Source organism: Klebsiella sp. BDA134-6 (assembly GCF_015601345.1).
Taxonomy (GTDB): domain Bacteria; phylum Pseudomonadota; class Gammaproteobacteria; order Enterobacterales; family Enterobacteriaceae; genus Klebsiella; species Klebsiella grimontii.
The window spans coordinates 2,690,569-2,715,774 of sequence record NZ_CP064784.1; the positions used below are offsets into that span (position 1 = coordinate 2,690,569).

Consider the following 25,206-nt stretch of genomic DNA (forward strand, 5'->3'; position numbering starts at 1 on the left):
TCATCTCCAAAAAACATCTCTTTTGCCAGAAAGCCCCGAGCGCGGCAGGCCTGTCCATCAGCTTAAGGAAGTCAATGGAGACAATATGACGATGTATAATTTACCGCTTCAGGCAATATCCGCCATCATTGGCCCCTGATTAATTCATGGCATAAGCTCCCGAGCTGCTCCACGGCATGCAAAAGCGCGGGCGTGGGATCGTTCGCACCGTTCAGGCGCAGGTAGTTTTGCAGTTCCGCCGCGCCAGGGGAAAACAGCGGCCCTGGGCTGACGCCAATTCCCAGGGCGAGGGCGCGACGATGGACTTCCATCGCATCGATCCCGGCGGGCAGTTTGACCCAAATCAGAAAGCCGGCTTCGGGAGCCGCTACGCGCGTGCCCGGTGGGAAGCAGGCGTCAACCCTGGCGATGATGGCCCGCATACCTTCCGCAATCCGCAGCTTCAGGTGGCGCAGGTGCCGGTCATAATCTCCGCTGGCGAGGATCTCGTTCGCCGCGGCTTCAATCAGCGGCGCGCCTGCCCATTCCCCGGCCATGCGGGCCTGCAACACCGCCGGGTGATAGCGTCCGGCAGCAATCCAGCCAATTCGCCAGCCCGGCGCCAGGGTTTTCGACAGAGAACTGCAATAAATCACATTTCCGCCCTTGTCGAAGGCTTTACACGCGGGCGGACGCTGCGCGCCACCGGCCAGATCGCCGTAGACATCGTCTTCAATTAAAGGGATGCCCCGATCGGCAAGCAGGGCCACCAGCGCCTGCTTGCGCGCGACGGGCATGCTGGCGCCCAGCGGATTTTGCACCGTGGGTGAGGCCAGAACGGCTGTCGGACGGTGGCGCTTGATGGCCTCTTCAAGCGGCGCCAGCAATAATCCCTCAATCGGGTCCGTGGGGATCTGTAATGCCTTCAGCCCCAGATCCTCCAACAGCAGAAGCGTGCCGAAATAGGCGGGCCGCTCAATCGCCACCGCATCGCCCGGCTGGCATACCGCGCGTAGCGCCAGGCGTAGCGCCTGCGTTGCGCCTGCCGTGATGATAAGGTCATCAGCGCCAAAAAGGGCCCCCCACTGTGCCGCGCGGGCGGCAATCTTTCTGCGCAGGTCCGCTCTTCCCGGGGGTAGGCTGTAGCTCTGCCCGCGCGCGTCAAGCCGACGTCCGGCAGTGTGCAACGCCCGCTGCAAGGCATCGACGGGAAGCCAGGCGGTATCGGGTAGCGCGGCGCCAAGCGGCACCAGACGCGCTTCAGCGCTACCGAACAACGAGCGGGCGATGGCGGACATGGTCACCGGCACGGGGCCGGATAAAGATGCTGCGCGCTGTACGTCTCCGGAGGTGTTTATCTGGCGGACAAAGTAGCCTGAACGCGGTCGGGCGATGATCAGGCCTTCCGCCTCAAGATGACGCAGGGCTTCGAGCGCAGTGGGGAGGCTGACCTGCTCGCGCTCGGCCAGTTTGCGCGCGGAGATAATGCGATCGCCTGCCCGCAAAGCGCCTGAAGCAAGCGTCAGCCGCAGCATATCGGCTATTCGGCGGTAGTGAGGAATCGGCGGGAGTGGGTCGGACATCGTCATCTGTATAGTCTGATTTTTGATAAATCTGACTATACAGTCGTTGCGGGGCGCCATCTATAGTGGGTTCAACACAATCCAGCCAAGGAAATCACATGCACAGCGACAGTTTCGACCTTTCACTTTACTTCCGCCGCATAGGCTATAGCGGGCCTGCGGCAGCGGATACCGCAACGCTACACGCGCTGATGCGTCACCAGCTCTTTGCCATCCCCTTCGAAAATCTGGACGTACAGGCAGGTAAAATCGTGTCGATGGAGCCCGATGATATTGCCAATAAGCTCTTACGGCAGAGACGGGGCGGCTACTGCTATGAACTCAACGGGCTGTTTACCATGGCGCTGGAAGCGCTGGGTATTGCCTGGCGGTTTGTCGCGGCGCGGCCCATGTTCTATCCTGCGCGCCGGCCTAAAACCCATATGGCGGTGGTCGCGGAAGTGGAGGGGCGTCAGTGGCTTTGCGACCTTGGCTTTGGGAGCTACGGTATCCGCGCGCCGCTGGCCCTGGACGAACTTGATACGGACATTATCCAGGATTTCGATGCGTTCCGGCTTAGCTGCGATGCGCATGGAGACTACCTGCTGCAGGCAAAAGTTGAGGGAAGCTGGGCCAATCAATACGGTTTTGACCTGTCACCTCAGGAGTGGATTGATTTTGTTCCGGCCAATTTTCTTAACTCCACGCATCCCGATGCGGTCTTTGTACAAAAGCTGCTGGTGATACAGCATCAGCCCGAGGGGCGCTTTATTCTGCTGGGCAATATGCTTAAGAGTATTACCGCCGACCGCGTAGAGAAGCAGTGGCTGGCGGAAGATGAAATTGCGCATGCGCTTGAGAACCGCTTTGCTTTGTCTGCTCGCTAATTAGTCAAACGGGCAAGCTAGCCCGCGGCGAGACGAATACGAAGCCGATATAACGGGGAAGGGAAGCGAACCTTCCCTGTATTCCCTTTGTTCAGTTGATATACCCCCATCGGCCGCCAGCAATGTATTACGGTTCAGGCCGGGATATTAAATCATCGATAATGCAAATCGAAAATGTACGCCACTTTTAATAACCAAGTCCATTCAGTCAATTACCCGCGTAAAATTAAGATAATTCCATAAAGACTGGGCGGTATAGTCCTGTGAAAAATATTGTCGATAAAATCTATTCTCCCCGACATTTCCTTTGTTTACAGTTTGTTATGGCTATGCGGTGATATTTTTGGCGATTAAAAATGGTTAAAACAAAATCATCTACTAAAATAGAATTGTTGATTAAATTCATACGCTAGCAATTCGTACTCATTTAGATAATTGGTCCCTGGTCGATCGCCCGCTATTTAAGCGGCGAGCGATAGCGGCTGACGATAATTATCCCGCTCGATATTATCGCAGATCTGGCGGGTTAATGTCTGCGGTGAACGTTTATGCCAAACGACTTCAGGACTAATGAGTTATTTCAAAGGACAACGTAAATGACGAATATCTACGACTCTACCTCTATTAGCAGTCAGGAAACCGCCAGGCAGGTGCCCGCGGCCGCAGTTAACAGCGCGAGCGCGGTATCATGGGGGGCGATATTTGCAGGCGCCGCCGCTGCCGCCTCGCTGGCGCTTATGCTGCTCATGCTTGGCGCCGGATTGGGCCTTACTTCAATTTCACCGTGGGAAAATCAAGGCCTTGCGGCGGGGATCGTCGGTATTGCCGCCATCGCCTGGCTGACATTTACCCAAATTGTGGCCTCAGGAATGGGGGGGTATCTGGCCGGAAGGCTGCGGACTAAATGGGTTGACACGCATACCAATGAAATCTATTTCCGCGACACGGCGCATGGCTTTCTGACATGGGCGGTGGCGCTGCTGGTATCAGCCGTTCTTTTAACCACCACCATCAGTTCCCTGATCGGCGGCAGCGCAAAAGTCATGGGTTCCGTTGCCGGGGGCGCGACGGCTACTGCCATGAATAAGGCTGGGGACGGATCCTCGATGTTATCGAAGTCATCGATGGAATATTTTACCCGCTCACTGTTCAGGGCGAGCGGCTCCACTCCGGCAGATAACAGCAACGCATCAGGCAATGATGTCATGGCCATGAATCATCCTGTGCCACCAAAGGCGGAGTCTCCCGCTCAATTAGCCGAGGTGACGGGCATATTTGCTAACAGTATTTATTCTGGCGCGCTTCCCCAGGATGATCTGAACTATGTGGCGCAGCTGGTTGCTCAGAATACCGGTATAAGTCAGCAAGAGGCCGAGCAACGGGTACAGGCGGTTTATGATAAAGCCCAGGCTAATTTGAAAGAGGCGAAAGATAAAGCGCAGCAGGCCGCTGACGCCGCCAGAAAAACCACCAGCTACGTTACCCTGTGGTCATTTATTTCTCTGTTAATTGGCGCTTTTGTTGCCAGTCTTTGTGCCACCTATGGCGGCCGTCAGCGTGATTTATAACGTCTAATACTCATTATACGGGAGGAACCTATGCGTTCAATATTGCTTTTCTTTCTGGGTGTGCCAATCCCTATCATTATTTTAATCGCGTTATTTGTGCACTAACTATTTTCCGGAACGGCAGGAATAGTGGTTAAAAAAATACTGACCCGCCGCGCATTACCGCTAAAGCATAAATGCCCTTCGAGGGCATTTATGCTTTTTATCAGGCGCTCAGAGGGGCCTGCTGCGCGTCACCAAAGAAGTTCTCCGCGACAGAGTGATGTCAACTATCAATAACACCCGCAGTGAATTAACGTTCACGCCTTGCCATCATCAGCGCCAGGTCAACGAGGCGGTTAGAGAATCCCCATTCATTGTCGTACCACGCCAGAATTTTGACCATATTGCCGCCAATCACCAGCGTTGACAGACCGTCGATAATCGACGAGCGCGGGTCACCCTGGTAGTCGCTGGAGACGAGCGGTTCATCGCTATAGCCGAGGATCCCTTTCAGCGGTCCCGCCGCGGCGGCTTCGCGGAAGGCATTATTCACTTCTTCGGCCGTCACATCTCGCGCCAGCGTCACGGTCAGGTCGACAATGGATACCACCGGCACGGGGACGCGCAGCGAGTATCCCGTTAAGCGGCCATCCAGCTCAGGAATAACCTTGCCCAGCGCCTTCGCTGCGCCGCTGGAGTAAGGCACAATCGACAGCGCAGCGGCGCGAGCGCCGCGCAGATCTTTTTCCGGCTGGTCGTGCAGCGCCTGGCTGTTGGTGTAGGCGTGGGTGGTGTTCATCAAACCGTGCTTAATACCGAAATGCTGGTGCAGAACCTGCGCGGCAGGCGCCAGACCGTTGGTGGTGCAGCTACCATTGCTGACCACGTAGTGTTTATCCGGGGAGTAGAGGCCATCGTTAACGCCCATCACGATGGTTAAATCATCGTTTTTGCCGGGGGCGGAGATAATCACGCGCTTTGCGCCACCGCTATGGATATGCACAGACGCCTTGTCGCGATCGGTGAAGAATCCGGTAGCTTCAATGACGATATCGACTTCACGTTGACGCCACGGGATATTGGCCGGATCGCGTTCGCTGAATACGGTAATGGGTTGACCGTCAACCACAAGCTGCCCTTCACCGGCGGTAACGTCGGCGTCGAGCTTACCAAGCAGCGAGTCGTATTTCAGCAGATGCGCCAGCGTTTTGCTGTCCGTCAAATCGTTGATCGCCACAATCTGAATATCCGGATGACCCAGTGCAGCACGCAGTACGTTGCGTCCGATACGGCCAAAACCGTTAATACCGACCTTTACCATAATTAACTCCTTATCCATTGTCTCTGGCGTCAGAGTAGGTCGGGTAGGCTTTGGCGTAAATGACAAAAAAGGATCACTTTACGCCATTTTGCGACAGTGAAATCGCTGTCGATATTCCCCGGGTGTGAGGTGAAGCTGTTTTTCAAACAGCCGTCGCAGGTTAATGCTGCTGCCAAATCCCGTTTGTTCGGCGATACGATCCAGCGTCTCGTTAGTTTGCTCCAGACGCTGCCGCGCGGCGGCCAGGCGGGCTTCGGCGACGTAGCGCGCCGGCGAAGCGCCGGTTTCCCGGGTAAATACGCGGGTGAAATTCCTTGGACTCATGGCGACTCTTTCCGCCAGTTTATCCACGCTGAGGTCGGCGGTGAGGTTTTCGAGCAACCACGCCAGCAGATCGTTAATGGGGCCCAGGGTGCTGGTCTGCTGGAGGTTGTAGCGGCTAAACTGCAGCTGGCCGCCGGGACGTCGCAGGTACATGACGAAATCCTGGGCAATATCGCGCGCAAGGCTGAAGCCGTAGTCCTCTTCAACCAGCGCCAGGGTGAGATCGAAGCCGGAACTGACTCCGCCAGAGGTCCAGATGTGTTCGTCCTGAATATAGAGTGGACCGCCTTCAACGCGTACCTGCGGAAATTCCGCCTGCAGGGTATCCAGTAGCTTCCAGTGGGTAGTGGCTCGTCTGCCGTCCAGCAGCCCGGTTTGCGCAAGCAGCATGGCTCCGCCGCAAATGGAGGCAATGCGGCGGGCATGGGGTGCGGCAAGGCGCAGCCAGTCAACCACCGCGATCCCTTCCTGCGGGTTTTGACCTCTGCCGGTAATCATGATGGTATCGAGCGGCTCGCGAGGATCTATCTCATGCAGGCGATGATCGGCCAGCAGATTTAATCCAGACTGACCATGGATCACCTGATGCGGCTGGGTGGTCGCTAGCTGGACCTGGTAGCAGAGTTTCCCGGCGCCTTCCGGGTGCAGGCGGTTGGCCTGCATCAGAATGTCGGCAATACCGGCGGATTCAAACAGCATGCCGCCATCGGGGACGATAATAAGTATCTTCTTCATGTCTTGAAAAGTAATCTTTTTACAGAATAAGTCAACCGGACAGGCGGGTGAGAGATAATTTTTACCCCCGCAGCGACGCTGTTCTCTCGTTCGCTGATGGTTTGACGTCGACGGGATGGGATTACCTGCTGAGGTAGGTTTCGTACAAACTGGACTGGAAAAATAGTACCGAATATCTGCTTTGAGCGAGAAGCGGACGTCTACCATTCAGTTTGGATGACGCCCTATTGTACCGGCACGCTATTTCACACGGTTACCTGCCTGCAGATTTCGTTAGCCATTTTGGCTGTGAGTAATAACTGGCTGGCATGTAATCGGGAAATTAAGGGAATTTGCAATGAAACAAAGATCATGCGCGCGGTGATGGAGAGCCTGCGCTCGATTGATGTCATCTCCGGGACGTATCGTTATTTCAGGTTTTAAAGTAATATCGGTGAAACATCCTTTTTTCCCTTCGCGCATCGTTCCATGTGCTCGGTCAACATAGCTTATAACGCTTATCCCTGCTTCCGAGCAGAGATGCAGATACCATAATTTATGGCATGCTGAAGCAGCAGCAACGAGCAGGTCCTCCGGATTCCAACATTTGGCATCGCCCAGAAATGCGGGGTCTGATGACCCCAAAATTACAGGTTTTCCGCCCCCTGAAATCTCATAACTTCGCTCATAGTCTTTGTAAGACTGCGTGCCATTACCTTTATTTCCCGTCCATTTAACGTTCACCTGGTAGTGATGCTCTCTCTCGATCATTTTGGTCTCCGTGTGCATTAACTTATTGTTTTGGAAATATTAGATTTGTCTCGCCGCCGCATTTCTGGACTCAATCTATCAAATGGTATACCATTATACCATCGTTATTTTCGGAGTCGTTTATGAGCTTTAGAGCTGTTTCAACCGCAGACTTACTCGCTAATAAGTTAAGAGAAATGATTAACAACGGTAGTCTTCGTGATGGTGAAAGGCTTGTCGAAAGAGACCTTGCAAGTCATTTTGATGTAAGCCGTATTCCAATGCGGGAGGCGATCAGACAACTTGAACATGAGGGTCTGGTGGAGATTTTTAGAAATCGCGGAGCAATTGTCAGAACGTTATCTGTTGATGATCTTAATGAAATTTACCAGCTGCGTTCTCTGCTCGAGGGCGAAGCAATATTTCAGAGCGTCAATAATTTGAGTGCTGATAATCTGGCGAGAGCGGGGCTGACGCACAGTCTTCTTGCTTCATGTACCAAATTCGAACTGCAAGGGCAACTAAACCGTGAGTTTCATGATCTTCTCTATAGCGGGTGCGAAAATCATCGTCTACTGACCATGATTAATGATTCTCGCAATCAGATTGAGCGGTATGAATACCTCCAGCGAAAGCTACTCTCTGAGACATCCCTGTTTCAGGATGACCACGCGAGTATTCTTATTGCCTGCCAGCAACGAAACGCCGATCAAGCGCGAACTGAAGTTAAGCGACATATTCAGATTGCCGGAAAAATGTTGCAAGACCTGGTAAGTAGACAAATAAGTTAATCGACCAGAAGACAGGTAAGTTATCCTGAGGATGTTCGCTGCTGGCACGAAGCAGACCCTATTTAAGGGGGGAGACTGCCGAGAACGAAAAGCAGATGAATGCTTTAAAGGATGCTGAACGCTTTAAAAGGACATCGTTTTTTTGCAGTACACAGGGACCAGAGCAGCTGTTACTTTTCGGGAAAAGGTGAGTTGTGGATGAGGAAATGCTTAATTGAGTCGATTAAACCGGGAGCTAAGGGGAGCGCTGGATCAGCGTATGAAGCGATATTCGCCTTGCTATCGTCCGAAGTCACCTCCTTCATAACATGGTTCATATCGGGCAGTATAATTAAGGACGCTTGAGGATTCGCGGCCTTAAGCAGCCTTGCATCCGTTTCTTCCACCTGAAGATCGCGTAGCCCTTGTAGCACTAACACGGGTTTGGAAATACGCGAAATGAGCTGACCCGGATTATATGAAAACGCATTGATCAAAAATCCCTGCACCCCAGGATTAAAGAGATTTTGCAGTGCTGGATGCATATTCGAAATATCTACCCGGCGCCGATGCTCGAGAGCATCAATGATCGGCAGTGCCTGCTTTAATAGCACTTCGTTTTCCGGATTAGCGTAAAGTTGCCCCCTCAACACCTCGCCCATCGGCCTCCCGGGCGTTGCAATAAGAACCACCCCGCACAGATCCTCTTCTTGAGCCGAGGCAAGGGCGACTACGCCTCCTTCGCTGTGTCCTAAAACCCAAATACAGGAAGCGTGCATCTGACGTCTAAGCATTTCTACCCAGGATCGAACATCGTCAACATAGTCAGCCATCGTCACCGCATTGCCATCCTCTACGGCCATTGCGCTAGCGAACATTCCACGTTTGTCGATACGAAGCGTTGCAAAGCCTTTTGCCGCCAGACCTTCAGCAAGAAGTCGGTAAGGCGATGCATTCACACCAAGCGGGTTGTTTCCATCCCGATCGGTCGGCCCGGAGCCAGGAATGATAAGAACAACCGCGGTTGGTTTAGAATTTGGGGTGAGTAACGTACCCTTCAAAGGACCTTTCGGCCCAGCGGCCTCCAGGACAGTTTCGGAAAAGGTCACCGGCACTGCCGCCAGACTCACAAATGGGCAAGCGCTCAAAAGGGCAATGGAGGCGGCAGTATTCATCGGTGATATTCCTGTAAAACTCAGCGTGTCCGTTAATTTATATGATAAATAGGACCTGTTCTCCATTGATCAATACCTCAGCGGCGGTAGAAAAGTCCGATCCGGCACTGTGTTGAAGCGGCGCGGAGCCAGTTCTTCGACACAGAACACTTTACAATTCCTAATGGAAAACGAATGACTTTCCATACCTAAAAGGGTATGGCTGGGCATCATTATAGTATTGGAAAGGATGTCATACCTGTTATTAAGATTGAATCACCCGCCAGACAGGGCGAACGAATATGCAGATAGAGGTGATCATTCTATGAGTAACGCAATAACTAAAGTCCACAACGCCAATGCACGTCGTGGCGGTGATGTATTGTTAGAAGTTCTGGAAAGTGAAGGGGTGGAATATGTGTTTGGTAATCCAGGCACAACCGAACTGCCCTTCATGGATGCGCTGTTAAGAAAACCGTCAATTCAGTACGTGTTAGCTCTGCAGGAAGCGAGCGCAGTAGCCATGGCGGACGGTTATGCGCAGGCAGCAAAAAAGCCAGGATTCCTGAATCTGCATACCGCCGGTGGTTTAGGCCACGGCATGGGAAACCTGTTGAATGCAAAATGTTCACAGACGCCACTCGTGGTGACAGCGGGGCAGCAGGATTTACGCCACACGACAGCCGATCCGCTATTGTTGGGTGATCTGGTGGGAATGGGTAAAACGTTCGCTAAATGGTCACAGGAGGTGACTCACGTTGACCAGCTACCGGTATTAGTTCGCCGGGCTTTCCACGATTCAGACGCTGCACCGAAAGGCTCCGTTTTCCTGTCGCTTCCGATGGATGTAATGGAGGCGATGAGTTCTATCGGGATCGGGGCGCCTTCCACTATTGACCGCAATGCAGTCGCGGGTTCGTTACCTTTGCTGGCAAGTAAGCTAGCGGCATTTACTCCAGGTAAAGTCGCACTGATTGCCGGCGACGAAATTTACCAAAGTGGAGCGGCCAGCGAGGTTGTTGCTCTTGCTGAGATGCTTGCCGCTGACGTATACGGTTCAACATGGCCAAACCGGATCCCCTACCCAACAGCACACCCTCTCTGGCGGGGCAACCTGTCCACTAAAGCGACGGAAATTAACAGAGCATTAGGCCAGTACGATGCTATTTTCGCACTTGGTGGTAAGTCGCTTATCACCATTCTTTATACAGAAGGTCAGGCAGTACCGGAGCAGTGTAAAGTGTTCCAGTTATCAGCCGATGCGGGCGACCTGGGACGCACTTACAGTAGTGAACTCTCAGTGGTTGGCGATATTAAATCATCGTTAATGGTGCTACTGCCCGAGCTGGAAAAAGCCACGGCAAACCATCGAAGTGATTATCAACGTCGTTTTGAAAGCGCGGTTAATGAGTTTGAATTGAGCAGAGATAGTCTGCTAGAGCAGGTTAAGGAACAACAATCTGCTACGGTAATTACGCCACTCGTGGCTGCCTTTGAGGCCGCAAGGGCGATCGGACCCGATGTGGCAATTGTTGACGAAGCGATTGCAACCAGCGGCTCGCTTCGTAAATCACTCAACAGTCCCCGCGCGGATCAATATGCCTTTTTACGCGGCGGTGGTCTGGGGTGGGGGATGCCTGCAGCTGTGGGCTATTCACTCGGTTTGGGAAGAGCGCCTGTGGTGTGCTTTGTGGGCGACGGCGCTGCGATGTACTCTCCTCAGGCTCTCTGGACGGCCGCACATGAAAAACTGCCGGTAACCTTTATTGTAATGAATAACACGGAATATAACGTATTGAAAAACTTCATGCGTTCACAGGCGGATTATACTTCGGCACAAACAGAACGCTTTATCGCAATGGATTTGGTTAATCCGGCAGTTGATTATCAGGCGCTGGGTGCATCGATGGGACTGGAAACCAGAAAAGTTCTTCGTGCCGGGGATATCGCCCCGGCAGTTGAGGCCGCACTGGCGAGTGGCAAACCTAATGTGATCGAAATCATTATCAGTAAAAGTTAATCATTAATCCGTTCGGCCTGCGGTGCATGCAGTTTATCCCTGATACTGCGGCACTGGTTCACAAAACCCGGTAAAGCCGGGTTTTTGTTCTTTGTCGACCACATCAGCATATTCTCCACCATATTCGGATTTTCCAGCCTCCGGTAAACTACACCACGCAATTGGGCATTCTCCATACTTGCGGGAATAAGCGCCACGCCAACGCCATGGGCCACAAAATTCATTACAGTCTGCTGTATGGAGGCTTCCAGTCCTATTTTCGGGCTAAATCCGGCCTTGAGGCACTGATGAAGGATGGAATCATAGAGCATCGGTGCACTCTGGCGCGGAACAGTGATGAATGGGTCATCACTGAGTGATTCAAGCCTGAAATGCTCGCTTTGAACCTGGGGGTGATTGGCAGGAAGGGCGGCGATTAGCGGCTCACGCAAGAGCACCAGTGAATGAATTCCCGGAGTGGCCGTCTCGGAGAAGCTGATTGCCGCGTCTAATCTGCCATCCTGTAATGCGGCGTGTAAATCAGAGGGGACCATCTCCTGAAAATGCAATTCCACATCAGAATAGGTATCCCGGTGCTGTATGGCAACATGAGGCACAACGCTATAGCTGGCATACATTGTTGCACCTAATTTCAGAACACCTTTCTGCCCTGATTCTACTGCCCGTACGTTATTACAAGCCTGCTCCAGCATTGCCAGCACCGCCTGGCAGTCCACCAGAAATTGCTCTCCGGCAAGGGTTAAACTGACACCTTTAGCGGCCCGGTTAAATAGCTTTGCACCGAGGATGGTTTCCAGCTGGGCAATTTGCCGGCTTAAGGGGGGCTGCGAAATATTGAGTTTATTGGCGGCTTTGCCGATGTTTCCGGTTTCAGCAACAGTGCAAAAGTTAATCAACTGATTAAGGGTCGGTTTCATGAGCATTCCTGAAGCAGGTTCATACCTTCTATGGTATCACTTGTTTGCAGGGCGGAGATGCACATGAAGTCGCAGGGTCAACGCACTATCACTCTGTCCCTGAATAATACCCTTCACATTCCACTCTGTTTCCGCGTGTCGAACAGGTATCACTTACATTATTAAAGGCCATGTATGTTATTGATTTAAATGCTACAGAACAAACATATCCCTTTAATATAGTGGTTTTTTTCTGCTCTGGCCGCAAACAGGAATAAGTGTGGCTGAATATTATTTTCAGTCTCATAAATGATGTATTGAAGGTCGTTAACAGACGGAGTTCGAACTAGCGGCCTTTTCTCCATGGCGATTCACTGTTCCTGTCTCTGGCCGATATATTCCCCTAATCCCTTTGCCAGAACATCGAAAACCAATTTGCAGCACAGACTATTACGCAGGTCTTCGTGCATGACGATCCAGGTATCAAGATAGAAAGAAAAGACATTCGACAGTAACCTCTGCAATGGAATATAGCCATTGGCCAACTGCACCTGGCATATGCCAATGCCGGCACCGGCGCGAATAAGATTCAGCTGAGCCACGTCGCTGTCGGTGCGCATGGAAAAGGCATCGCGGCTTAGCTGAGGGAATTTTTCCAGGGCCTTACGGATGAAAGGCGTATCCTGATCAAAGCCAACCAGCGCATGATTCAGCAAATCTTCGCTATTTTCAGGTGTGCCATGACGTGCGAGATAGGAAGTCGATGCGTGGAGACCGAGCTCAATGCGCCCAACGCGACGCGCAATAAGCTGCTCCTGTACTGGCGTAGTCATGCGTACAGCAATATCGGCTTCTCTGTGCAGTAAATCCTGAACCCGGTTCGACAGAACTAATTCAATCGTTATTTGTGGGTGAGACTTCCTGAGCCTGGCAATAAGTGGTGGCAGAACCTCAACGCCGATAACGTCACTTGCGGAGACGCGGACAACGCCACAAATGGACGCGCTGTTATGACTAAAGTTGGAGGCTGTACGCGCTAACGTATTCGCGGTGCTCTCCATCGCTTCGGCATGCACCCTCAGCGCCAGCGCCGTTTCAGTCGCCAGCAGGCCCGTCTGCGACCGCGTGAACAACACCTGGCCCAGAGCGGACTCCAGCGCAGCGATATGGCGTCCTGCCGTAGGCTGCGTAATCGAAAGCCTGCGTGATGCGCCGGAAAGCGAACCTTCCCTGAGCACAGCCAGAAATGTTCGGTACCACTCCCATGGGATAGATTTATTCATACAAATTTGTATAGCTGACCTATAAAGATATGCAATTCCATTTAGCTCTGCCTGTACGTACGCTGTCAAGGTCAAATCAGCGAAGAGGCAGATATTATGGAAACCCGAGGCAAAGTACTGATACTTGGCGCAACCGGCGGTATCGGTGGTGAAACTGCTCGCCGGCTCATTCAGAAAAAATGGGACGTACGTGCACTAAAACGAGGACTTCATGGCAGTGAACAACGTGATGACATCCAGTGGATAGGGGGCGACGTTCTCGACCCGGACCAGGTCGCCGCGGCGGCGGCAGGCTGTAGCGCGATCGTTCACGCCGTCAATCCGCCCGGCTACAGAAACTGGGAGCAACTGGTGCTGCCTATGCTGCGCAACACGATCGGCGCAGCAGAACGAACCGGCGCCTTGATCGTGCTTCCCGGTACCGTTTACAACTATGGTCCTGACGCTTTTCCGCTAGTACGGGAAGATGCTCCGCAGGTGCCGGTCACAAAGAAGGGAGCGATCAGGGTACAAATGGAGAAAGAACTTGAGGCCTATTCGCAGCGGGGCGGGCGGGTATTAATCCTCCGTGCAGGGGATTTTTTTGGTCCACGCGCCGGTAATAACTGGTTTTCTCAAGGTTTGATTAAACCCGGCAAGCTGCCTGGCGTCATTAGCAATCCTGGTTCGCATGAAACGGGTCACCAGTGGGCTTATTTACCTGATGTAGCGGAAACGATAGCTGCGCTGCTAGAACGACGCGAGGAACTTGAGCCCTTTGCGCGCTTCCATATGCAAGGCCATTGGGATGCCGACGGCAGCGAAATGGTCAGTGCGATTCAACGCACTGCGGCGCGCTACGGCGGCGTTGCCAAAATACAATCATTTCCGTGGTGGTTCGCGTACCTGGCTGCGCCTTTCAACGCAACCTTACGCGAGCTTTTGGAGATGCGGTACCTGTGGCGCAAGTCGGTCCGCCTGGACAATACGAAACTGGTGAAATTTTTAGGTGCCGAGCCTCACACCCCTCTTGATGTAGCTGTCCATACGACGTTACAGGGCCAGGGTTGCATTGATCATACCGAGATACCTCGCACAACGGTATAGAGACGCGCCATGGTCGCTTCTGGCACGAAGCGGACAAGCTAACTGGGCTAAAGGTCCGCTATGAGCGAGGAGCGGACGTTACCGACACCCATCGATTTTCATTGATGTATAAATTATTTTTTCTTATTTTAATTCACTCTAACCTGAGCTCAAGAGCTCTTTCTTAATAACGAAAGGCCATAAAATGAATATCGAGGCATTTGCGTTTGGCACCACCAACTGGGGTGAAATCGAAATAACAGAACATCCAGGGGAAACGGGCATGGCTTACTGGCGCACGCAACTTTTTGGTCAGAAGCCAAATCAAATTCGTGTGCGAATGGTTGAATATACCCCTGGTTACCTCGCGGATCATTGGTGCAGTAAAGGCCATGTCCTTTTATGCATGGAGGGAGAACTCGAAACACTGCTCGCAGATGGCCGTAAATTCACTTTAACTGCGGGAATGAGCTATCAGGTGGGTGATAACGCAGAACCACATCAGTCCAGAACGGAGACAGGGGCAAAACTCTTTATTGTGGACTGACGGATTCGTTGTTGTTGCGATTGCGGCGTCCGATTCTGGAACCTTCAGGTGGTAAACCACCTGCAGTTTCCCCTTTTTGCCCTGCGCCGTAGGGAAGTGGCTTCTTCAGGGAAATCCCCTGAGCAAGCGCTGTTGGGCTGTTCTTTAGTACTGCAAGACCAACGGCGGAGCCCAGCGCCAGTTTATAAAAGTCCCTGCGTGTTATTGGCATAACGAAATCCCACTCAATTGATTGTTTTAGCGGAGGTCTTCATGAACTATAGAACAGCTGTACATAATGAGCATGATAATATCTCAGCTGGGCAATTTCCGTTCAATCATTGAGTTATTTATTATTGGATTTTGCTTTTTATCCCAGAACGATATAACGCGATGCCAATTCCATTACGTCCGCTCCTGGCACGAAGCGGACCGCCTGAAGCGCCCTGAGGTCAGCTTTGAGCGAGAAACGAATGTTTATCTTACGGCAGGACGGTGGCAGCATTGCCATATTTATTGGGGCAATACCCACGCCTTGTTTTGTATAACCACCCTATATCCATCGAAGTCAACAAATGTCCTTCCGATCACATCCCAGTAAGGATTGAATGACGTGGTCATTCTAAAGCCAGCACCGATCATTCTTTCACAGGCAATTCCCCATTCTTTTTCTTCAGAGTAATAAAGAACGAGTAAATCTTCTTCTGTGTGTAAAGGTTGTACGGGATGGCTTCGGCAAAAAGTGAATTCTATGTGCCAGTCTAAGTCTCCCCTCCCTAGCATTATTCCATTGAAACCGTCATGATCGTTGAATTCAGCAATTTTATGCAGACCTAACCCCTTGCTGTACATCAGAAATGATCTTTCGAGATTGGCGACGGGTTTAGCAATACGCATATGAGTAAACATCTGTGTTCTCCAGGGAAAGATACTGCTTTAATGTTAAAATCCCGCCTGAGTTTACATGTGATTATACATTTCATTTGTCCATAAGAGCTTCCGAAATATCCTGCTTCGGCTTGCTGACGGCCCGCTTCTGGCGCAAAGCTGTCTACCAAACTCCACCAACGCCCATTAGTTATAGCGTTAAGGCTGTGAGGGTAAAATATATTCCTGAGGTGTTGCACCCGATTGAACATGAAAGAGCGGCAGGCGCATTCCCCCGGATAAACAGAACAACGGCGACAAATTCGAACCCGGTTTTAACGCCGCTCAGCGTCTGAGCCGCATTACCGCTTTTTCTCGCCCGCCGTCGTCATTCTAACAATCAGAATACTTGTCGTCCTCTTTGGTGAATGCCCTGTTTATAAGGCGTTACGTTTTTACGCAGTAATGCCTGAACCGTAATCCCCATACCAACCTTAAAGCGATGCCTCGGCCAGTAATGCGGCCTGTACCGCAGGACGGGCATTGATCATTTCCCTGTACGCCAATAGCACAGGCCAGCGCTCCAGTGAGATTGAGAAGAATCTACACCAGCCCAGCACAGTGAAAAGGTAGGCATCAGCCACGCTGAAGGATGGGCCAGTCAGATAGGTTTTTTCGTTGAGAGTCGCCTGAAGGTAATCGAACTGTCGGAACAGCTTCTCACGAAAAATCGCTCTGACCTCTTCGGGCAGCGCGGGGTTGAACAACGGTGCCGAGCCAGCGTGTATCTCACTGGTGATAAAGTTAAGCCATTCCTGCAGACGCACCCGAGCCCAGCTGTCAGCGCGGGGCGCCAGGTCGTGCTCTGGTTTTAGATCGGCGAGGTACTGTACGATGGCCGGACCCTCAGTGAGTATCTGACCATCATCGAGTTCAAGGGCCGCGACATAGCCTTTAGGGTTAATCGTTCGGAAGTCACGACCATCAGCGGTGATCTTGCTTCTGTTGTTGACTCTAACCAGTTCAAACTCAAGTTGCAGTTCGCGCAGCACGATGTGCGGTGATAACGAACAGGTATCCGGGGCGTAATAGAGTTTCATTTTGTCTCCGTTAAAGGGGAAAAGCGGTCGGGGAACATCCTGAACTCACTGTATTTGAGGCGGGTTGCGCTGTAAAATTAATGATAAAGAAACTAACTATTAGCTGAGCTACTGACAATCATGATGAATCTTTTACATTGGCGCTTACTGGTGGCCGTGGCGGATGCCGGCAACATCTCGCGCGCCGCAGAGGAGATAGGAATGACTCAGTCCGGCGCCAGCCAGGCAATCGCCCAACTAGAAGCTTCACTGGGATTTCCGGTATTTATACGTGAGCGACGATATATCGGTGTGACCGCGCTGGGTGGGCAGGTTGTTGAACACGCAAGAAACATGCTTTCGCAGCTGAATGCCATCCGCGTACTGGCCGATGAGAGCCGGGGTTTAAATCGCGGGCGCATTCGCCTGGCCAGCTTTCCATCCGTGACGTCCACCTTGTTGCCCGGTCTGCTGCGGGACTTTAAGCGCCTGCATCCGGGTATTGATGTCGTCATCCTGGAAGGCTCTGACGAGGAGGTTGAGGAGTGGCTGGCCGCAGATACCGTTGAGCTGGGGGTGGTCATGAATCCCGACCCCGGCCGTGCAGACGTTGTATTAGGGCAGGATGCATGGGTAGCGGTACTGCCAGCCACTCATCGGCTGGCACACCATGCCAGGACGTCTGGCATAACGCTAAAGGCGCTGGCAGACCAGCCCTTTATTCTGGCGACAGGCGGATGCGCCGTTAATGGCAAAAGCCTGATGGAAAAGGCGGGTCTGCAACTTGCTGATATACGCGTGACGGTGCGCGACTGGATTAGCGCCTGTAAGCTGGTCGCGGAAGGGATGGGCGTCGCCCTTGTACCTGAATCAGCTCTGCCAGAGGCGTTGCGCAATCTGTGCGTGGTGCCAGTGACGCCTGCCATACACCGTGAGTTTCGGCTGGTTTGTTCGTCATCCGGAACGTCTTCCAGCGCAACGCAGGCGCTACTTAACGCGCTACGTAACCGAGGATGAGCGGGAACGCCGCGAACCGGAGCGTCAGCGATGAATATATGGCAAAAGAAGTTGAAAAACAGGGTATACCGGTCCTGCTGCCCGGGACATGTGCATTGACCGCGGATAAGTAAAAACGGCCCCATCGCTGAGGCCGTGACGTGCTTATTGTTTCTTCTCGCCCAGCGTCGGCGTCTCGTCAAAGAAGTTCCACGGCTTCAGCAGCGCATGCGCCCACTCGGTCGGCATAATCGGCCACTCCTCAGCCCGGGCCACGTGCGTGGTACCGGTGGTGATCCATACCACGTCATCATGGTTGTCCAGCGACTCGTCATCTTTCACGTACTGGCCGAGGCCGGTGTCGTGAATCGAACGGTTAGGGTACTTACCTTCCGGGAAGCGCTCGGTGGGATGATAGCGGGTGACCCACAGCTGTTTATCCATAAAGCTCAGACGATGGTAAATCCACTCATCTGGGGCGAATTTCGCTCCGGTGGCGACCGGATGTGTGCCGCCCGCGTAGGGGATAATCTGATACGACACCGGGTTACCCATCCGGTTTTCTTTGGTGGTATTGCTCAGCAGACGAATGGTGCCCGGGTCAAATTTCTGCGCCGCTTTCTGCTCGCTATCAAGGGTGTACTGATTGATCTGCATAGTGCTGGTGCGCGGGCCGCCGGCGGTGTTCGGCTTCACTTCCGGGTCCATGGCCACCAGCGTGTTGTTCTCGCCGTCGACGTCAAGATCGAGGCGGAAGTTGTAGATATGCTGGTGAGTGGTGCCGACAATATTATGGTCGATCAGTGTGCCGTAGCGGGTATCTTCTTTGGCGCTCGGGTCGTGCATGGTCTTCGCCTGTACGCCTTTGACCGCTTCGATGCCGGTGGCCCCGGCATCAATGCCGATGGTGCCGTTTTCGTGAAATACCCAGTCAAAGATGTAGTCGTAGTTGCCGACGGTGCTGATCCAGCGCACCACCAGCTCGCGGCGTTCGGTACTGACGTTCGGCTTGCCCATCTCCTGATGCTTATACTCCGGCCCGGCGTAACGTTCGAAGATGGCGATCGCGCGTGGGATGGTGGTTGGCGTGCCGGTATAGTCGGCGATAGTTTCATCCAGCAGGACCGCGTTGGACGGCGCATCTTTACCGCGGACGATAGGCGAGGTCAGGGTGCCCATGCCGTAGTCGCCGGAATCCAGATAGGCTTTAAAATACCAGCCCACGTCCGGGTCGCCGTAGGGGACGATCATCCCACCCAGCGAACCTTCATACATCACCTGGCGTTTTTTACCGTTATCGTTCCAGGTCACGGTAGACAAAATCGGCCCGACGCGGGAGTTCATCCGCAGATGGAAATCCCAGTTCCGCCAGTGAATCATATCGCCGGTGATGGTGTAGTTTTTGCCCTCTGGCTCAATGATCTCCAGCGGTTTCACCGTAGGCGCAACGCGGTCTCGGCCGTCATAGGGGCGGGCCGCCATCGGCACCGGGATCGTCGGACCCTCTTCGATTTTGATGATCTTCTTCTGCTCGAGGTCGACCACCGCCACCAGATTTTCAATCGGGTGCGCCCAGTAGTTGCCGTCGCCGACGTCGAGATAGCTGACCACTTTCAGCAGCCGCGCGTCCTGCTTGAGGCCATCTTTACCGTCGAAGTAGCCGACGGTCAGCGGGGTGGTAATCACCTTGCTCGGGTCGTCGATGCCGTGTTTTTTCAACACTTCGGCAAATTCGCTGCTGGCGTTGATGATGTTCTGCACGCTGGCGAAATCATCCAGCAGCACCATGCCGTGGGCGTCTTTAATCGGCGTCCATGAAAGGACCTTTTTATTCTGTAAATCCACCACCGCCTCAATAACGTGCTTGCCGTCGAGCATGATCACGTCGGCGGCGCGCGGGGCGTTGACCGGCGTGCCGTTGAGGGCAAAATCCCACACCGCTTTTTTATCCGGCTCGCGCAGGGAGATCTCGGTGAATCGGGTATTGGGCTTGAAATCCACCGCGGCTTTAACAATGGCGACCGCTGCGCTGATTTCCGCCGCTGACAACGAGTTCAGCGGGTGAGGGCGTTTTTCCACCTGGAAGGTCTGGTCAAGACCGGACTGAAACACGTCGTTGATAAAGGTGTCAGAAACCCACGCTTTGCCGTCTTTCATCACTACCGGCACCTGCAGCTCCAGGGTTTTACCATTGACGATGGCCGTTTTCGCCCCCGGTTTTACCTTTACGTAAGCGCCGTCTTTAATCAGGGTAAACATCTGCGCGTAGTCATCCCACTGAACGTCCGCGCCAAAATCCTGCAGGGTTTTGTCCATCGGGACCATATCGGCTTCGCCGCCGTGGGCGAACGCCGGGCTTTGCCAGGCGCAGAACAGAGCGACAGCTAACGCCAGAGCCGTTTTGCGGGGAGAAAGAATCGCCATTGAGACCTCACCTTATTGTTGTGTTGTGCTGTGCCGCTGCGAATGTCGGCTTGTGTATCGTTAACCTAACAGCGCTCTGCTCCCAGGCGTTTGCCTGCTTTTGCCAGGTTGTTTGTCAGTTTTGCCAGTTACAAAAAATGCCTCCGCAGAGGCATGAATATGGCGAAGCCCTGCCGGGCGACAAAGATGCGCGAATTTCTAATAATTACCCGGCAAAATCTCCCCGCTGGCGGGCGACCAGGGTCAGAATGGAATAGAGCGCGACCGCCTGCTGGTGCTGGTTAAAAATCTCTACCGCCCACTCGACGACGCCGGTCGCTTTCTCCTCCGCGCTGCGCTGGTGTTTCACCGTTTTGCGTTTGCAGGTCAGGCGTACCTGGATGGTATCGCCCGGCTTCACCGGCTCGATAAAGCGCAGATTTTCCATCCCGTAGTTGGCGATCACCGGACCGACTCCGGCGTCAACAAACAGCCCGGCAGCGGCGGAAATCAGGAAATAGCCGTGCACCACCCGCTCGCCAAAAATCGACTCCGCGGCGGCAATCTTATCCATATGAGCGTAAAAGTGATCGCCGCTCAGGCAGGCGAAGTTGACGATATCCGCCTCGGTCAGGGTGCGGCGAGGCGTCAGCAGGCTGTCGCCCGGCTGGATCTCCTCAAAATATTTACGGAACGGGTGAATGCGGTCTTCCACCACCTGCGCGCCGCGTACCCACTGCTGACCGATAGCGGCGAGCATCGTCGGGCTGCCCTGAATCGCGGTGCGCTGCATATAGTGCTTCACCGCCCGCAGACCGCCCAGCTCTTCGCCGCCGCCGGCGCGCCCCGGGCCGCCGTGAACCAGCTGCGGCAGCGGGGAGCCGTGGCCGGTCGATTCTGCAGAAGAGGCTTCGTTCAGTATCTGAATACGTCCGTGGGCGCGGGCGGCGCCGAGAATAAACGTCCGCGCCAGTTCGCCGCTAGCGGTCACCAGCGTTCCGGCCAGGCTACCTTCGCCGGCCCGCGCCAGGGTCATGGCGTGCTCAACGGTCTGATACGGCATCAGGGTGGCGACGGGACCAAACGCTTCAATAGCGTGAACCGCCGGGGTTTCGTCCGGCTGCGGGCAGTACAGCAGCGTTGGCGGGAAGAAGGCCCCGGCGGCGCTGAGATCGGCCTGGCCGCCCAGCAGCACGTCGCATCCGGCGGCCACCAGACGATTGACGTTATCCTGCACGTCCTGACGCTGTTCGTTGTTCACCAGCGCCCCCATCTTCACGCCTTCCTGCGCCGGGTCGCCAACCACCACGTTTTGCAGGCGTGCAATAAGCGCGTCGCTCACCGCTTTCACCTGCGCCTGTGGCACGATAACCCGGCGGATGGCGGTGCACTTTTGCCCGGCTTTTGCCGTCATCTCTCGTACCACTTCGCGAATAAATAGCGCGAACTCCGGCTGCTCCGGCGTGACATCGTCACCGAGTACGCAACAGTTCAGCGAATCCGCTTCCATGGTGAAGGGAATGGACTTCGCGACCAGGTTGGGGTGCACCCGCAACTGCTGTCCGGTATGGGCCGATCCGGTAAAGGTGACGACATCCTGGCCATCGAGATGGTCGAGGAGATCGCCCGCGCCGCCGCAGATCAGGCTGATTGCGCCTTCCGGCACCAGTCCGCTGTCGATAATCATTTTGACCATCGCCTGCGTCAACTGCGCGGTGGCGGTAGCCGGTTTGATGATGGCGGGCATCCCGGCAAGCCAGGTGGGCGCCAGCTTTTCCAGCATCCCCCAGCAGGGAAAGTTAAACGCGTTGATATGCAGCGCCACGCCGGACTTCGAGGTCAGGACGTGGCGGGCGGCGAAGCCTCCCTGTTTTGACAGCGGGATCAGCTCATCTTCCGGCCACAGGGTATCGTCCGGCAGCTCGCGGCTGCCGAGACCGGCGTAGGTGAAAAGGGTGCCAATGCCCCCTTCGATATCTACCCAGCTATCGGCGCGTGTGGCGCCGGTTTCGGCGGAGATCGCGTACAGCTCCGCCTTCTGCTCCAGCAAATATCTGGCGAGCGCCTTCAGCATCGCGCTGCGCTCAATAAAGCTCATCGCCCCCAGCGCCTTGCCGCCGCGCTCGATCGCGAAGCGTCGCGCCTGTGCCATATCCAGACCCGCACTGGTGACTTCCCATAGCGCTTCACCGCTGATGGCGTGATGGATGGTGCGCGCGTGGCCCCGGCCGGTCTGCCACGCGCCGGACAAGTAGCTGGCTAACTGCTGCATGGTTTATCTCCAGATATGTTACATGAAATATCTATAAATAGTTCTTTGGTGAATCATAAAAATCAAGTTCGAATTTAATAATTTATTAACAATGCGATCGCCGTCTTTCGGTGAGGCTGGCTTAATTAATTGTTAATAATGGTTTTTACAAAAGCTTTTGCGGTAACTGTCACAAAAAACATAAACAAAATTTGTGGTTTTATTTAACCCGAATGTAACTTTTATAAAACAAAGTGATTCGAAAATTAATTTAAATCGAATTTATTGGAATCATAAAGGTGATGACGTGACAGAAGAACAACGCTTTGACCAGCGCATTGCGCAGGAGACGGCCATTGAACCGCAGGACTGGATGCCGGAAGCCTACCGCAAAACGCTGATCCGCCAGATAGGCCAGCACGCGCACTCGGAAATTGTCGGCATGCTGCCGGAAGGCAACTGGATCACTCGCGCGCCGACCCTTAGGCGCAAAGCGATTCTGCTGGCGAAAGTGCAGGATGAAGCCGGGCATGGCCTGTACCTCTACAGCGCGGCGGAAACCCTCGGCTGCGCCCGCGAAGACCTGTATCAGAAAATGCTCGACGGCAAGATGAAGTACTCCTCCATTTTCAACTACCCGACCCTGAGCTGGGCGGATATCGGCGTGATCGGCTGGCTGGTGGACGGCGCGGCCATCGTCAATCAGGTGGCGCTGTGCCGGACCTCCTACGGACCCTACGCCCGGGCAATGGTCAAGATCTGCAAAGAGGAGAGCTTTCACCAGCGCCAGGGATTTGAAGCCTGCATGGCGCTGGCGCAGGGCAGCGACGCGCAGCGGCAGATGCTGCAGGACGCCATCAACCGTTTCTGGTGGCCGGCGCTGATGATGTTCGGGCCGAACGACGATAACTCGCCAAACAGCGCCCGCAGTATGGCGTGGAAAATCAAGCTCCACTCGAATGACGAACTGCGCCAGCGCTTTGTTGATAACACCATTCCGCAGGTGGAGATCCTCGGCATGACCGTGCCGGACCCGGATCTGCAGCTGGATGAGTTCACCGGCCACTACCGCTTTGGCGCCATCGACTGGCAGGAATTTAACGAGACGATTGCCGGGCGCGGGATCTGCAACCACGAACGCCTGGCCGCTAAACGCAAGGCATGGGAAGAGGGCGCGTGGGTGCGGGAAGCCGCGCTGGCGCACGCGCAAAAACAACGGGCCCGCGATGCCGCGTAAGGAGAAGGAAGATGAGCAAAAACGACTGGCCGTTATATGAAGTGTTCGTTCGCAGCAAGCAGGGGTTGTCGCACCGCCACGTCGGCAGCCTGCACGCCGCCGACGACCGGATGGCGCTGGAAAACGCCCGCGATGCCTACACCCGCCGCAGCGAAGGCTGCTCAATCTGGGTGGTGAAGGCCCGCGAAATTATCGCCTCGCAGCCCGAAGCGCGTGAAGAATTTTTTGATCCGGCGGAGAGCAAAATCTACCGCCATCCGACCTTCTACACCGTGCCCGATGGCATGGAACATATGTGAGGCGGCGATGAACAACGACAACCCCGTTGCCGCTTATGCTCTGCGCCTCGGCGATACCGGCCTGGTGCTGGCTCAGCGTCTTGGCGAGTGGTGCGGCCATGCGCCGGAGCTGGAGATCGATCTGGCGTTGGCCAATATCGGTCTCGACCTGCTGGGGCAGGCGCGCAATTTTCTTAGCTACGCCGCCGACCTGGCCGGCAGCGGCGATGAAGACACTCTGGCCTTTGGCCGCGACGAACGCCAGTTTTGCAATCTGCTGCTGGCGGAGCAGCCAAACGGCAACTTTGCCGACACCATTGCTCGCCAGTTTTTTATCGATGTCTGGCACGTGGCGCTCTATGGCCGCCTGGTCAGCAGTCGCGATACGCAGCTCGCCGCCATCGCCGCCAAGGCGCTGAAAGAGGTGCGTTATCACCAGCGCTTTAGCCGCGGCTGGCTGGAACGCCTGGGCAACGGCACGGCGCTTTCCGCGCAGAGAATGCAGGACGCGGTCGATAACCTGTGGCGCTTTACCGGCGAGCTATTCCAGGCCGATGCGCTGGAGATTGAGCTGAGCATGCAGGGCATCGCCGTCGACCCGCGCGAGTTACAGGCTGAATGGCAGGCGACGGTCCGCGCCGCGCTAAGCGATGCCGGTTTGTCGATCCCCGAGGAAGCGCCGTTTCGCCACGGCGGCAAGCAGGGGCTGCACAGCGAGCATCTCGGGCCGCTGCTGGCGGAGATGCAGTATTTACAGCGCGCCTATCCCGGTCAGCGTTGGTAGCAGGAGGGGATTATGCAACGTCTGGTAGATATCGCTCCCCCGGAGATCCACGCCGTCTGGGACGTATTAAGCGCCATTCCTGACCCGGAAGTTCCGGTGCTGACGATTACCGACCTCGGTATGGTGCGCAGCGTGGAACGCCGAGGCGATGGCTGGGTGATTGGCTTCACGCCAACCTATTCCGGCTGCCCGGCCACCGAACATCTGCTGGGAGAAATCCGCGCGGCGATGACGGCAAACGGCTACGCGCCGGTGCATATCGTGCTGCAGCTGGACCCGCCGTGGACTACCGACTGGATGGGGCCGGAGGCCCGGGAACGTCTGCGCCAGTACGGCATCAGTCCGCCGCAGGCTCATGCCTGCCATGCCCATATGCCGGACGAGGTGATCTGCCCGCGCTGCGCTAGCCGACACACCTCGCTAATTAGCGAATTCGGTTCCACGGCCTGCAAAGCGTTGTATCGCTGCGACAGCTGCCGGGAACCCTTTGATTACTTTAAATGTATTTGA

General features: G+C 54.5%; 22 protein-coding genes and 1 pseudogene. 11 read left to right on the top strand and 12 right to left on the bottom strand.

The features are described 5' to 3' along the window. Window positions 1–125: 125 nt before the first annotated feature. Window positions 126–1,622: an aminotransferase-like domain-containing protein gene (locus IYV58_RS12400; protein ID WP_195729645.1), complete on the bottom strand. Its 1,497-nt coding sequence runs from the start codon at window positions 1,620–1,622 to the stop codon at window positions 126–128. A 38-nt stretch (window positions 1,623–1,660) separates the two neighbouring features. On the opposite strand from IYV58_RS12400, the gene IYV58_RS12405 reads away from it, so the two are divergent. Both IYV58_RS12405 and IYV58_RS12410 read left to right on the top strand, forming a co-directional pair. After that, the gene (locus IYV58_RS12405) at window positions 1,661–2,428 is read left to right on the top strand and encodes an arylamine N-acetyltransferase family protein (protein ID WP_004121008.1); all 768 of its coding nucleotides are present in this window, start codon (window positions 1,661–1,663) and stop codon (window positions 2,426–2,428) included. Window positions 2,429–3,174: 746 nt separating this feature from the next. Further along, the gene (locus IYV58_RS12410; protein ID WP_227676929.1) at window positions 3,175–3,996 is read left to right on the top strand and encodes a hypothetical protein; all 822 of its coding nucleotides are present in this window, start codon (window positions 3,175–3,177) and stop codon (window positions 3,994–3,996) included. A gap of 292 nt (window positions 3,997–4,288) precedes the next feature. On the opposite strand, the gene gap is transcribed toward IYV58_RS12410, so the two are convergent. From gap to IYV58_RS12425, 3 genes are all read right to left on the bottom strand, one after another. Next, on the bottom strand, window positions 4,289–5,299 hold the full coding sequence (gap, locus tag IYV58_RS12415; RefSeq protein WP_139530012.1) for a type I glyceraldehyde-3-phosphate dehydrogenase: 1,011 nt from the start codon (window positions 5,297–5,299) through the stop codon (window positions 4,289–4,291). Between the two features lie 78 nt (window positions 5,300–5,377). After that, complete coding sequence (locus tag IYV58_RS12420) at window positions 5,378–6,358, bottom strand: GlxA family transcriptional regulator (RefSeq protein WP_049123121.1); 981 nt, start codon at window positions 6,356–6,358, stop codon at window positions 5,378–5,380. A 273-nt stretch (window positions 6,359–6,631) separates the two neighbouring features. Beyond that, window positions 6,632–7,108 carry an OsmC family protein gene (locus IYV58_RS12425; protein WP_049115548.1) on the bottom strand — a complete coding sequence of 159 codons (477 nt, stop codon included), beginning with the start codon at window positions 7,106–7,108 and terminating at the stop codon, window positions 6,632–6,634. 122 nt (window positions 7,109–7,230) lie between these two features. On the opposite strand from IYV58_RS12425, the gene IYV58_RS12430 reads away from it, so the two are divergent. After that, window positions 7,231–7,878 carry a GntR family transcriptional regulator gene (locus tag IYV58_RS12430; RefSeq protein ID WP_195729647.1) on the top strand — a complete coding sequence of 216 codons (648 nt, stop codon included), beginning with the start codon at window positions 7,231–7,233 and terminating at the stop codon, window positions 7,876–7,878. Between the two features lie 170 nt (window positions 7,879–8,048). On the opposite strand, the gene IYV58_RS12435 is transcribed toward IYV58_RS12430, so the two are convergent. Beyond that, window positions 8,049–9,032, bottom strand: coding sequence for an alpha/beta hydrolase (locus tag IYV58_RS12435; protein ID WP_142468222.1), 984 nt, complete (start codon window positions 9,030–9,032; stop codon window positions 8,049–8,051). A gap of 304 nt (window positions 9,033–9,336) precedes the next feature. Here IYV58_RS12435 and IYV58_RS12440 point away from each other — a divergent pair, with 304 nt between their 5' ends. After that, a complete protein-coding gene (locus IYV58_RS12440) occupies window positions 9,337–11,031 on the top strand; it encodes a thiamine pyrophosphate-binding protein (RefSeq protein WP_004120992.1) in 1,695 nt (564 codons plus the stop codon). Here the strand turns inward: IYV58_RS12440 and IYV58_RS12445 are convergent. The 3 genes and pseudogenes from IYV58_RS12445 to IYV58_RS12455 all read right to left on the bottom strand — a co-directional run bounded on the left by IYV58_RS12445 (window position 11,028) and on the right by IYV58_RS12455 (window position 13,210). Continuing rightward, window positions 11,028–11,948: a LysR family transcriptional regulator gene (locus IYV58_RS12445; protein WP_049078941.1), complete on the bottom strand. Its 921-nt coding sequence runs from the start codon at window positions 11,946–11,948 to the stop codon at window positions 11,028–11,030. The two genes, IYV58_RS12440 and IYV58_RS12445, sit on opposite strands and share 4 nt — an antisense overlap. Window positions 11,949–12,017: 69 nt before the next feature. Beyond that, window positions 12,018–12,101, bottom strand: a pseudogene (locus IYV58_RS12450) (histidine phosphatase family protein); the annotation flags it as partial. 197 nt (window positions 12,102–12,298) lie between these two features. Beyond that, window positions 12,299–13,210, bottom strand: coding sequence for a LysR family transcriptional regulator (locus IYV58_RS12455; RefSeq protein ID WP_142468223.1), 912 nt, complete (start codon window positions 13,208–13,210; stop codon window positions 12,299–12,301). A gap of 96 nt (window positions 13,211–13,306) precedes the next feature. On the opposite strand from IYV58_RS12455, the gene IYV58_RS12460 reads away from it, so the two are divergent. Beyond that, a complete protein-coding gene (locus IYV58_RS12460) occupies window positions 13,307–14,296 on the top strand; it encodes an NAD-dependent epimerase/dehydratase family protein (protein WP_195729648.1) in 990 nt (329 codons plus the stop codon). A 184-nt stretch (window positions 14,297–14,480) separates the two neighbouring features. Then, complete coding sequence (locus IYV58_RS12465) at window positions 14,481–14,822, top strand: DHCW motif cupin fold protein (RefSeq protein WP_004120986.1); 342 nt, start codon at window positions 14,481–14,483, stop codon at window positions 14,820–14,822. Window positions 14,823–15,314: 492 nt separating this feature from the next. Here IYV58_RS12465 and IYV58_RS12470 read toward each other — a convergent pair whose 3' ends face one another. Both IYV58_RS12470 and gstA read right to left on the bottom strand, forming a co-directional pair. Next, window positions 15,315–15,710 (bottom strand): VOC family protein, encoded by a 396-nt coding sequence (locus IYV58_RS12470; protein ID WP_087829498.1) that lies wholly within the window; start codon window positions 15,708–15,710, stop codon window positions 15,315–15,317. A 452-nt stretch (window positions 15,711–16,162) separates the two neighbouring features. Then, a complete protein-coding gene (gene gstA / locus IYV58_RS12475; RefSeq protein ID WP_087829495.1) occupies window positions 16,163–16,768 on the bottom strand; it encodes a glutathione transferase GstA in 606 nt (201 codons plus the stop codon). Window positions 16,769–16,888: 120 nt separating this feature from the next. Here gstA and IYV58_RS12480 point away from each other — a divergent pair, with 120 nt between their 5' ends. Beyond that, window positions 16,889–17,764, top strand: coding sequence for a LysR family transcriptional regulator (locus IYV58_RS12480; protein ID WP_004120983.1), 876 nt, complete (start codon window positions 16,889–16,891; stop codon window positions 17,762–17,764). A gap of 144 nt (window positions 17,765–17,908) precedes the next feature. On the opposite strand, the gene tynA is transcribed toward IYV58_RS12480, so the two are convergent. Both tynA and paaZ read right to left on the bottom strand, forming a co-directional pair. Beyond that, window positions 17,909–20,167 carry a primary-amine oxidase gene (tynA, locus tag IYV58_RS12485; RefSeq protein ID WP_049115381.1) on the bottom strand — a complete coding sequence of 753 codons (2,259 nt, stop codon included), beginning with the start codon at window positions 20,165–20,167 and terminating at the stop codon, window positions 17,909–17,911. 205 nt (window positions 20,168–20,372) lie between these two features. Beyond that, window positions 20,373–22,418 (bottom strand): phenylacetic acid degradation bifunctional protein PaaZ, encoded by a 2,046-nt coding sequence (gene paaZ, locus IYV58_RS12490; protein ID WP_195729649.1) that lies wholly within the window; start codon window positions 22,416–22,418, stop codon window positions 20,373–20,375. A 286-nt stretch (window positions 22,419–22,704) separates the two neighbouring features. Here paaZ and paaA point away from each other — a divergent pair, with 286 nt between their 5' ends. The 4 genes from paaA to paaD are packed head-to-tail and all read left to right on the top strand — an operon-like array spanning window position 22,705 to window position 25,206. Then, window positions 22,705–23,634: a 1,2-phenylacetyl-CoA epoxidase subunit PaaA gene (gene paaA, locus IYV58_RS12495; RefSeq protein WP_235894171.1), complete on the top strand. Its 930-nt coding sequence runs from the start codon at window positions 22,705–22,707 to the stop codon at window positions 23,632–23,634. Between the two features lie 11 nt (window positions 23,635–23,645). Continuing rightward, window positions 23,646–23,933: a 1,2-phenylacetyl-CoA epoxidase subunit PaaB gene (paaB, locus tag IYV58_RS12500; protein WP_004120976.1), complete on the top strand. Its 288-nt coding sequence runs from the start codon at window positions 23,646–23,648 to the stop codon at window positions 23,931–23,933. Between the two features lie 7 nt (window positions 23,934–23,940). Further along, window positions 23,941–24,696, top strand: coding sequence for a 1,2-phenylacetyl-CoA epoxidase subunit PaaC (paaC, locus tag IYV58_RS12505; protein ID WP_112165193.1), 756 nt, complete (start codon window positions 23,941–23,943; stop codon window positions 24,694–24,696). 12 nt (window positions 24,697–24,708) lie between these two features. Then, window positions 24,709–25,206, top strand: a complete 498-nt coding sequence (gene paaD / locus IYV58_RS12510; protein WP_004120970.1) for a 1,2-phenylacetyl-CoA epoxidase subunit PaaD — start codon at window positions 24,709–24,711, stop codon at window positions 25,204–25,206.

Coding starts and splice junctions, on each gene's coding strand:
- IYV58_RS12400 (WP_195729645.1), bottom strand. CDS start 1,622: ATGGCGCCCCGCAACGACTGTATAGTCAGATTTATCAAAAATCAGACT.
- IYV58_RS12405 (WP_004121008.1), top strand. CDS start 1,661: ATGCACAGCGACAGTTTCGACCTTTCACTTTACTTCCGCCGCATAGGC.
- IYV58_RS12410 (WP_227676929.1), top strand. CDS start 3,175: ATGCTTGGCGCCGGATTGGGCCTTACTTCAATTTCACCGTGGGAAAAT.
- gap (WP_139530012.1), bottom strand. CDS start 5,299: ATGGTAAAGGTCGGTATTAACGGTTTTGGCCGTATCGGACGCAACGTA.
- IYV58_RS12420 (WP_049123121.1), bottom strand. CDS start 6,358: ATGAAGAAGATACTTATTATCGTCCCCGATGGCGGCATGCTGTTTGAA.
- IYV58_RS12425 (WP_049115548.1), bottom strand. CDS start 7,108: ATGATCGAGAGAGAGCATCACTACCAGGTGAACGTTAAATGGACGGGA.
- IYV58_RS12430 (WP_195729647.1), top strand. CDS start 7,231: ATGAGCTTTAGAGCTGTTTCAACCGCAGACTTACTCGCTAATAAGTTA.
- IYV58_RS12435 (WP_142468222.1), bottom strand. CDS start 9,032: ATGAATACTGCCGCCTCCATTGCCCTTTTGAGCGCTTGCCCATTTGTG.
- IYV58_RS12440 (WP_004120992.1), top strand. CDS start 9,337: ATGAGTAACGCAATAACTAAAGTCCACAACGCCAATGCACGTCGTGGC.
- IYV58_RS12445 (WP_049078941.1), bottom strand. CDS start 11,948: ATGAAACCGACCCTTAATCAGTTGATTAACTTTTGCACTGTTGCTGAA.
- IYV58_RS12455 (WP_142468223.1), bottom strand. CDS start 13,210: ATGAATAAATCTATCCCATGGGAGTGGTACCGAACATTTCTGGCTGTG.
- IYV58_RS12460 (WP_195729648.1), top strand. CDS start 13,307: ATGGAAACCCGAGGCAAAGTACTGATACTTGGCGCAACCGGCGGTATC.
- IYV58_RS12465 (WP_004120986.1), top strand. CDS start 14,481: ATGAATATCGAGGCATTTGCGTTTGGCACCACCAACTGGGGTGAAATC.
- IYV58_RS12470 (WP_087829498.1), bottom strand. CDS start 15,710: ATGTTTACTCATATGCGTATTGCTAAACCCGTCGCCAATCTCGAAAGA.
- gstA (WP_087829495.1), bottom strand. CDS start 16,768: ATGAAACTCTATTACGCCCCGGATACCTGTTCGTTATCACCGCACATC.
- IYV58_RS12480 (WP_004120983.1), top strand. CDS start 16,889: ATGATGAATCTTTTACATTGGCGCTTACTGGTGGCCGTGGCGGATGCC.
- tynA (WP_049115381.1), bottom strand. CDS start 20,167: ATGGCGATTCTTTCTCCCCGCAAAACGGCTCTGGCGTTAGCTGTCGCT.
- paaZ (WP_195729649.1), bottom strand. CDS start 22,418: ATGCAGCAGTTAGCCAGCTACTTGTCCGGCGCGTGGCAGACCGGCCGG.
- paaB (WP_004120976.1), top strand. CDS start 23,646: ATGAGCAAAAACGACTGGCCGTTATATGAAGTGTTCGTTCGCAGCAAG.
- paaC (WP_112165193.1), top strand. CDS start 23,941: ATGAACAACGACAACCCCGTTGCCGCTTATGCTCTGCGCCTCGGCGAT.
- paaD (WP_004120970.1), top strand. CDS start 24,709: ATGCAACGTCTGGTAGATATCGCTCCCCCGGAGATCCACGCCGTCTGG.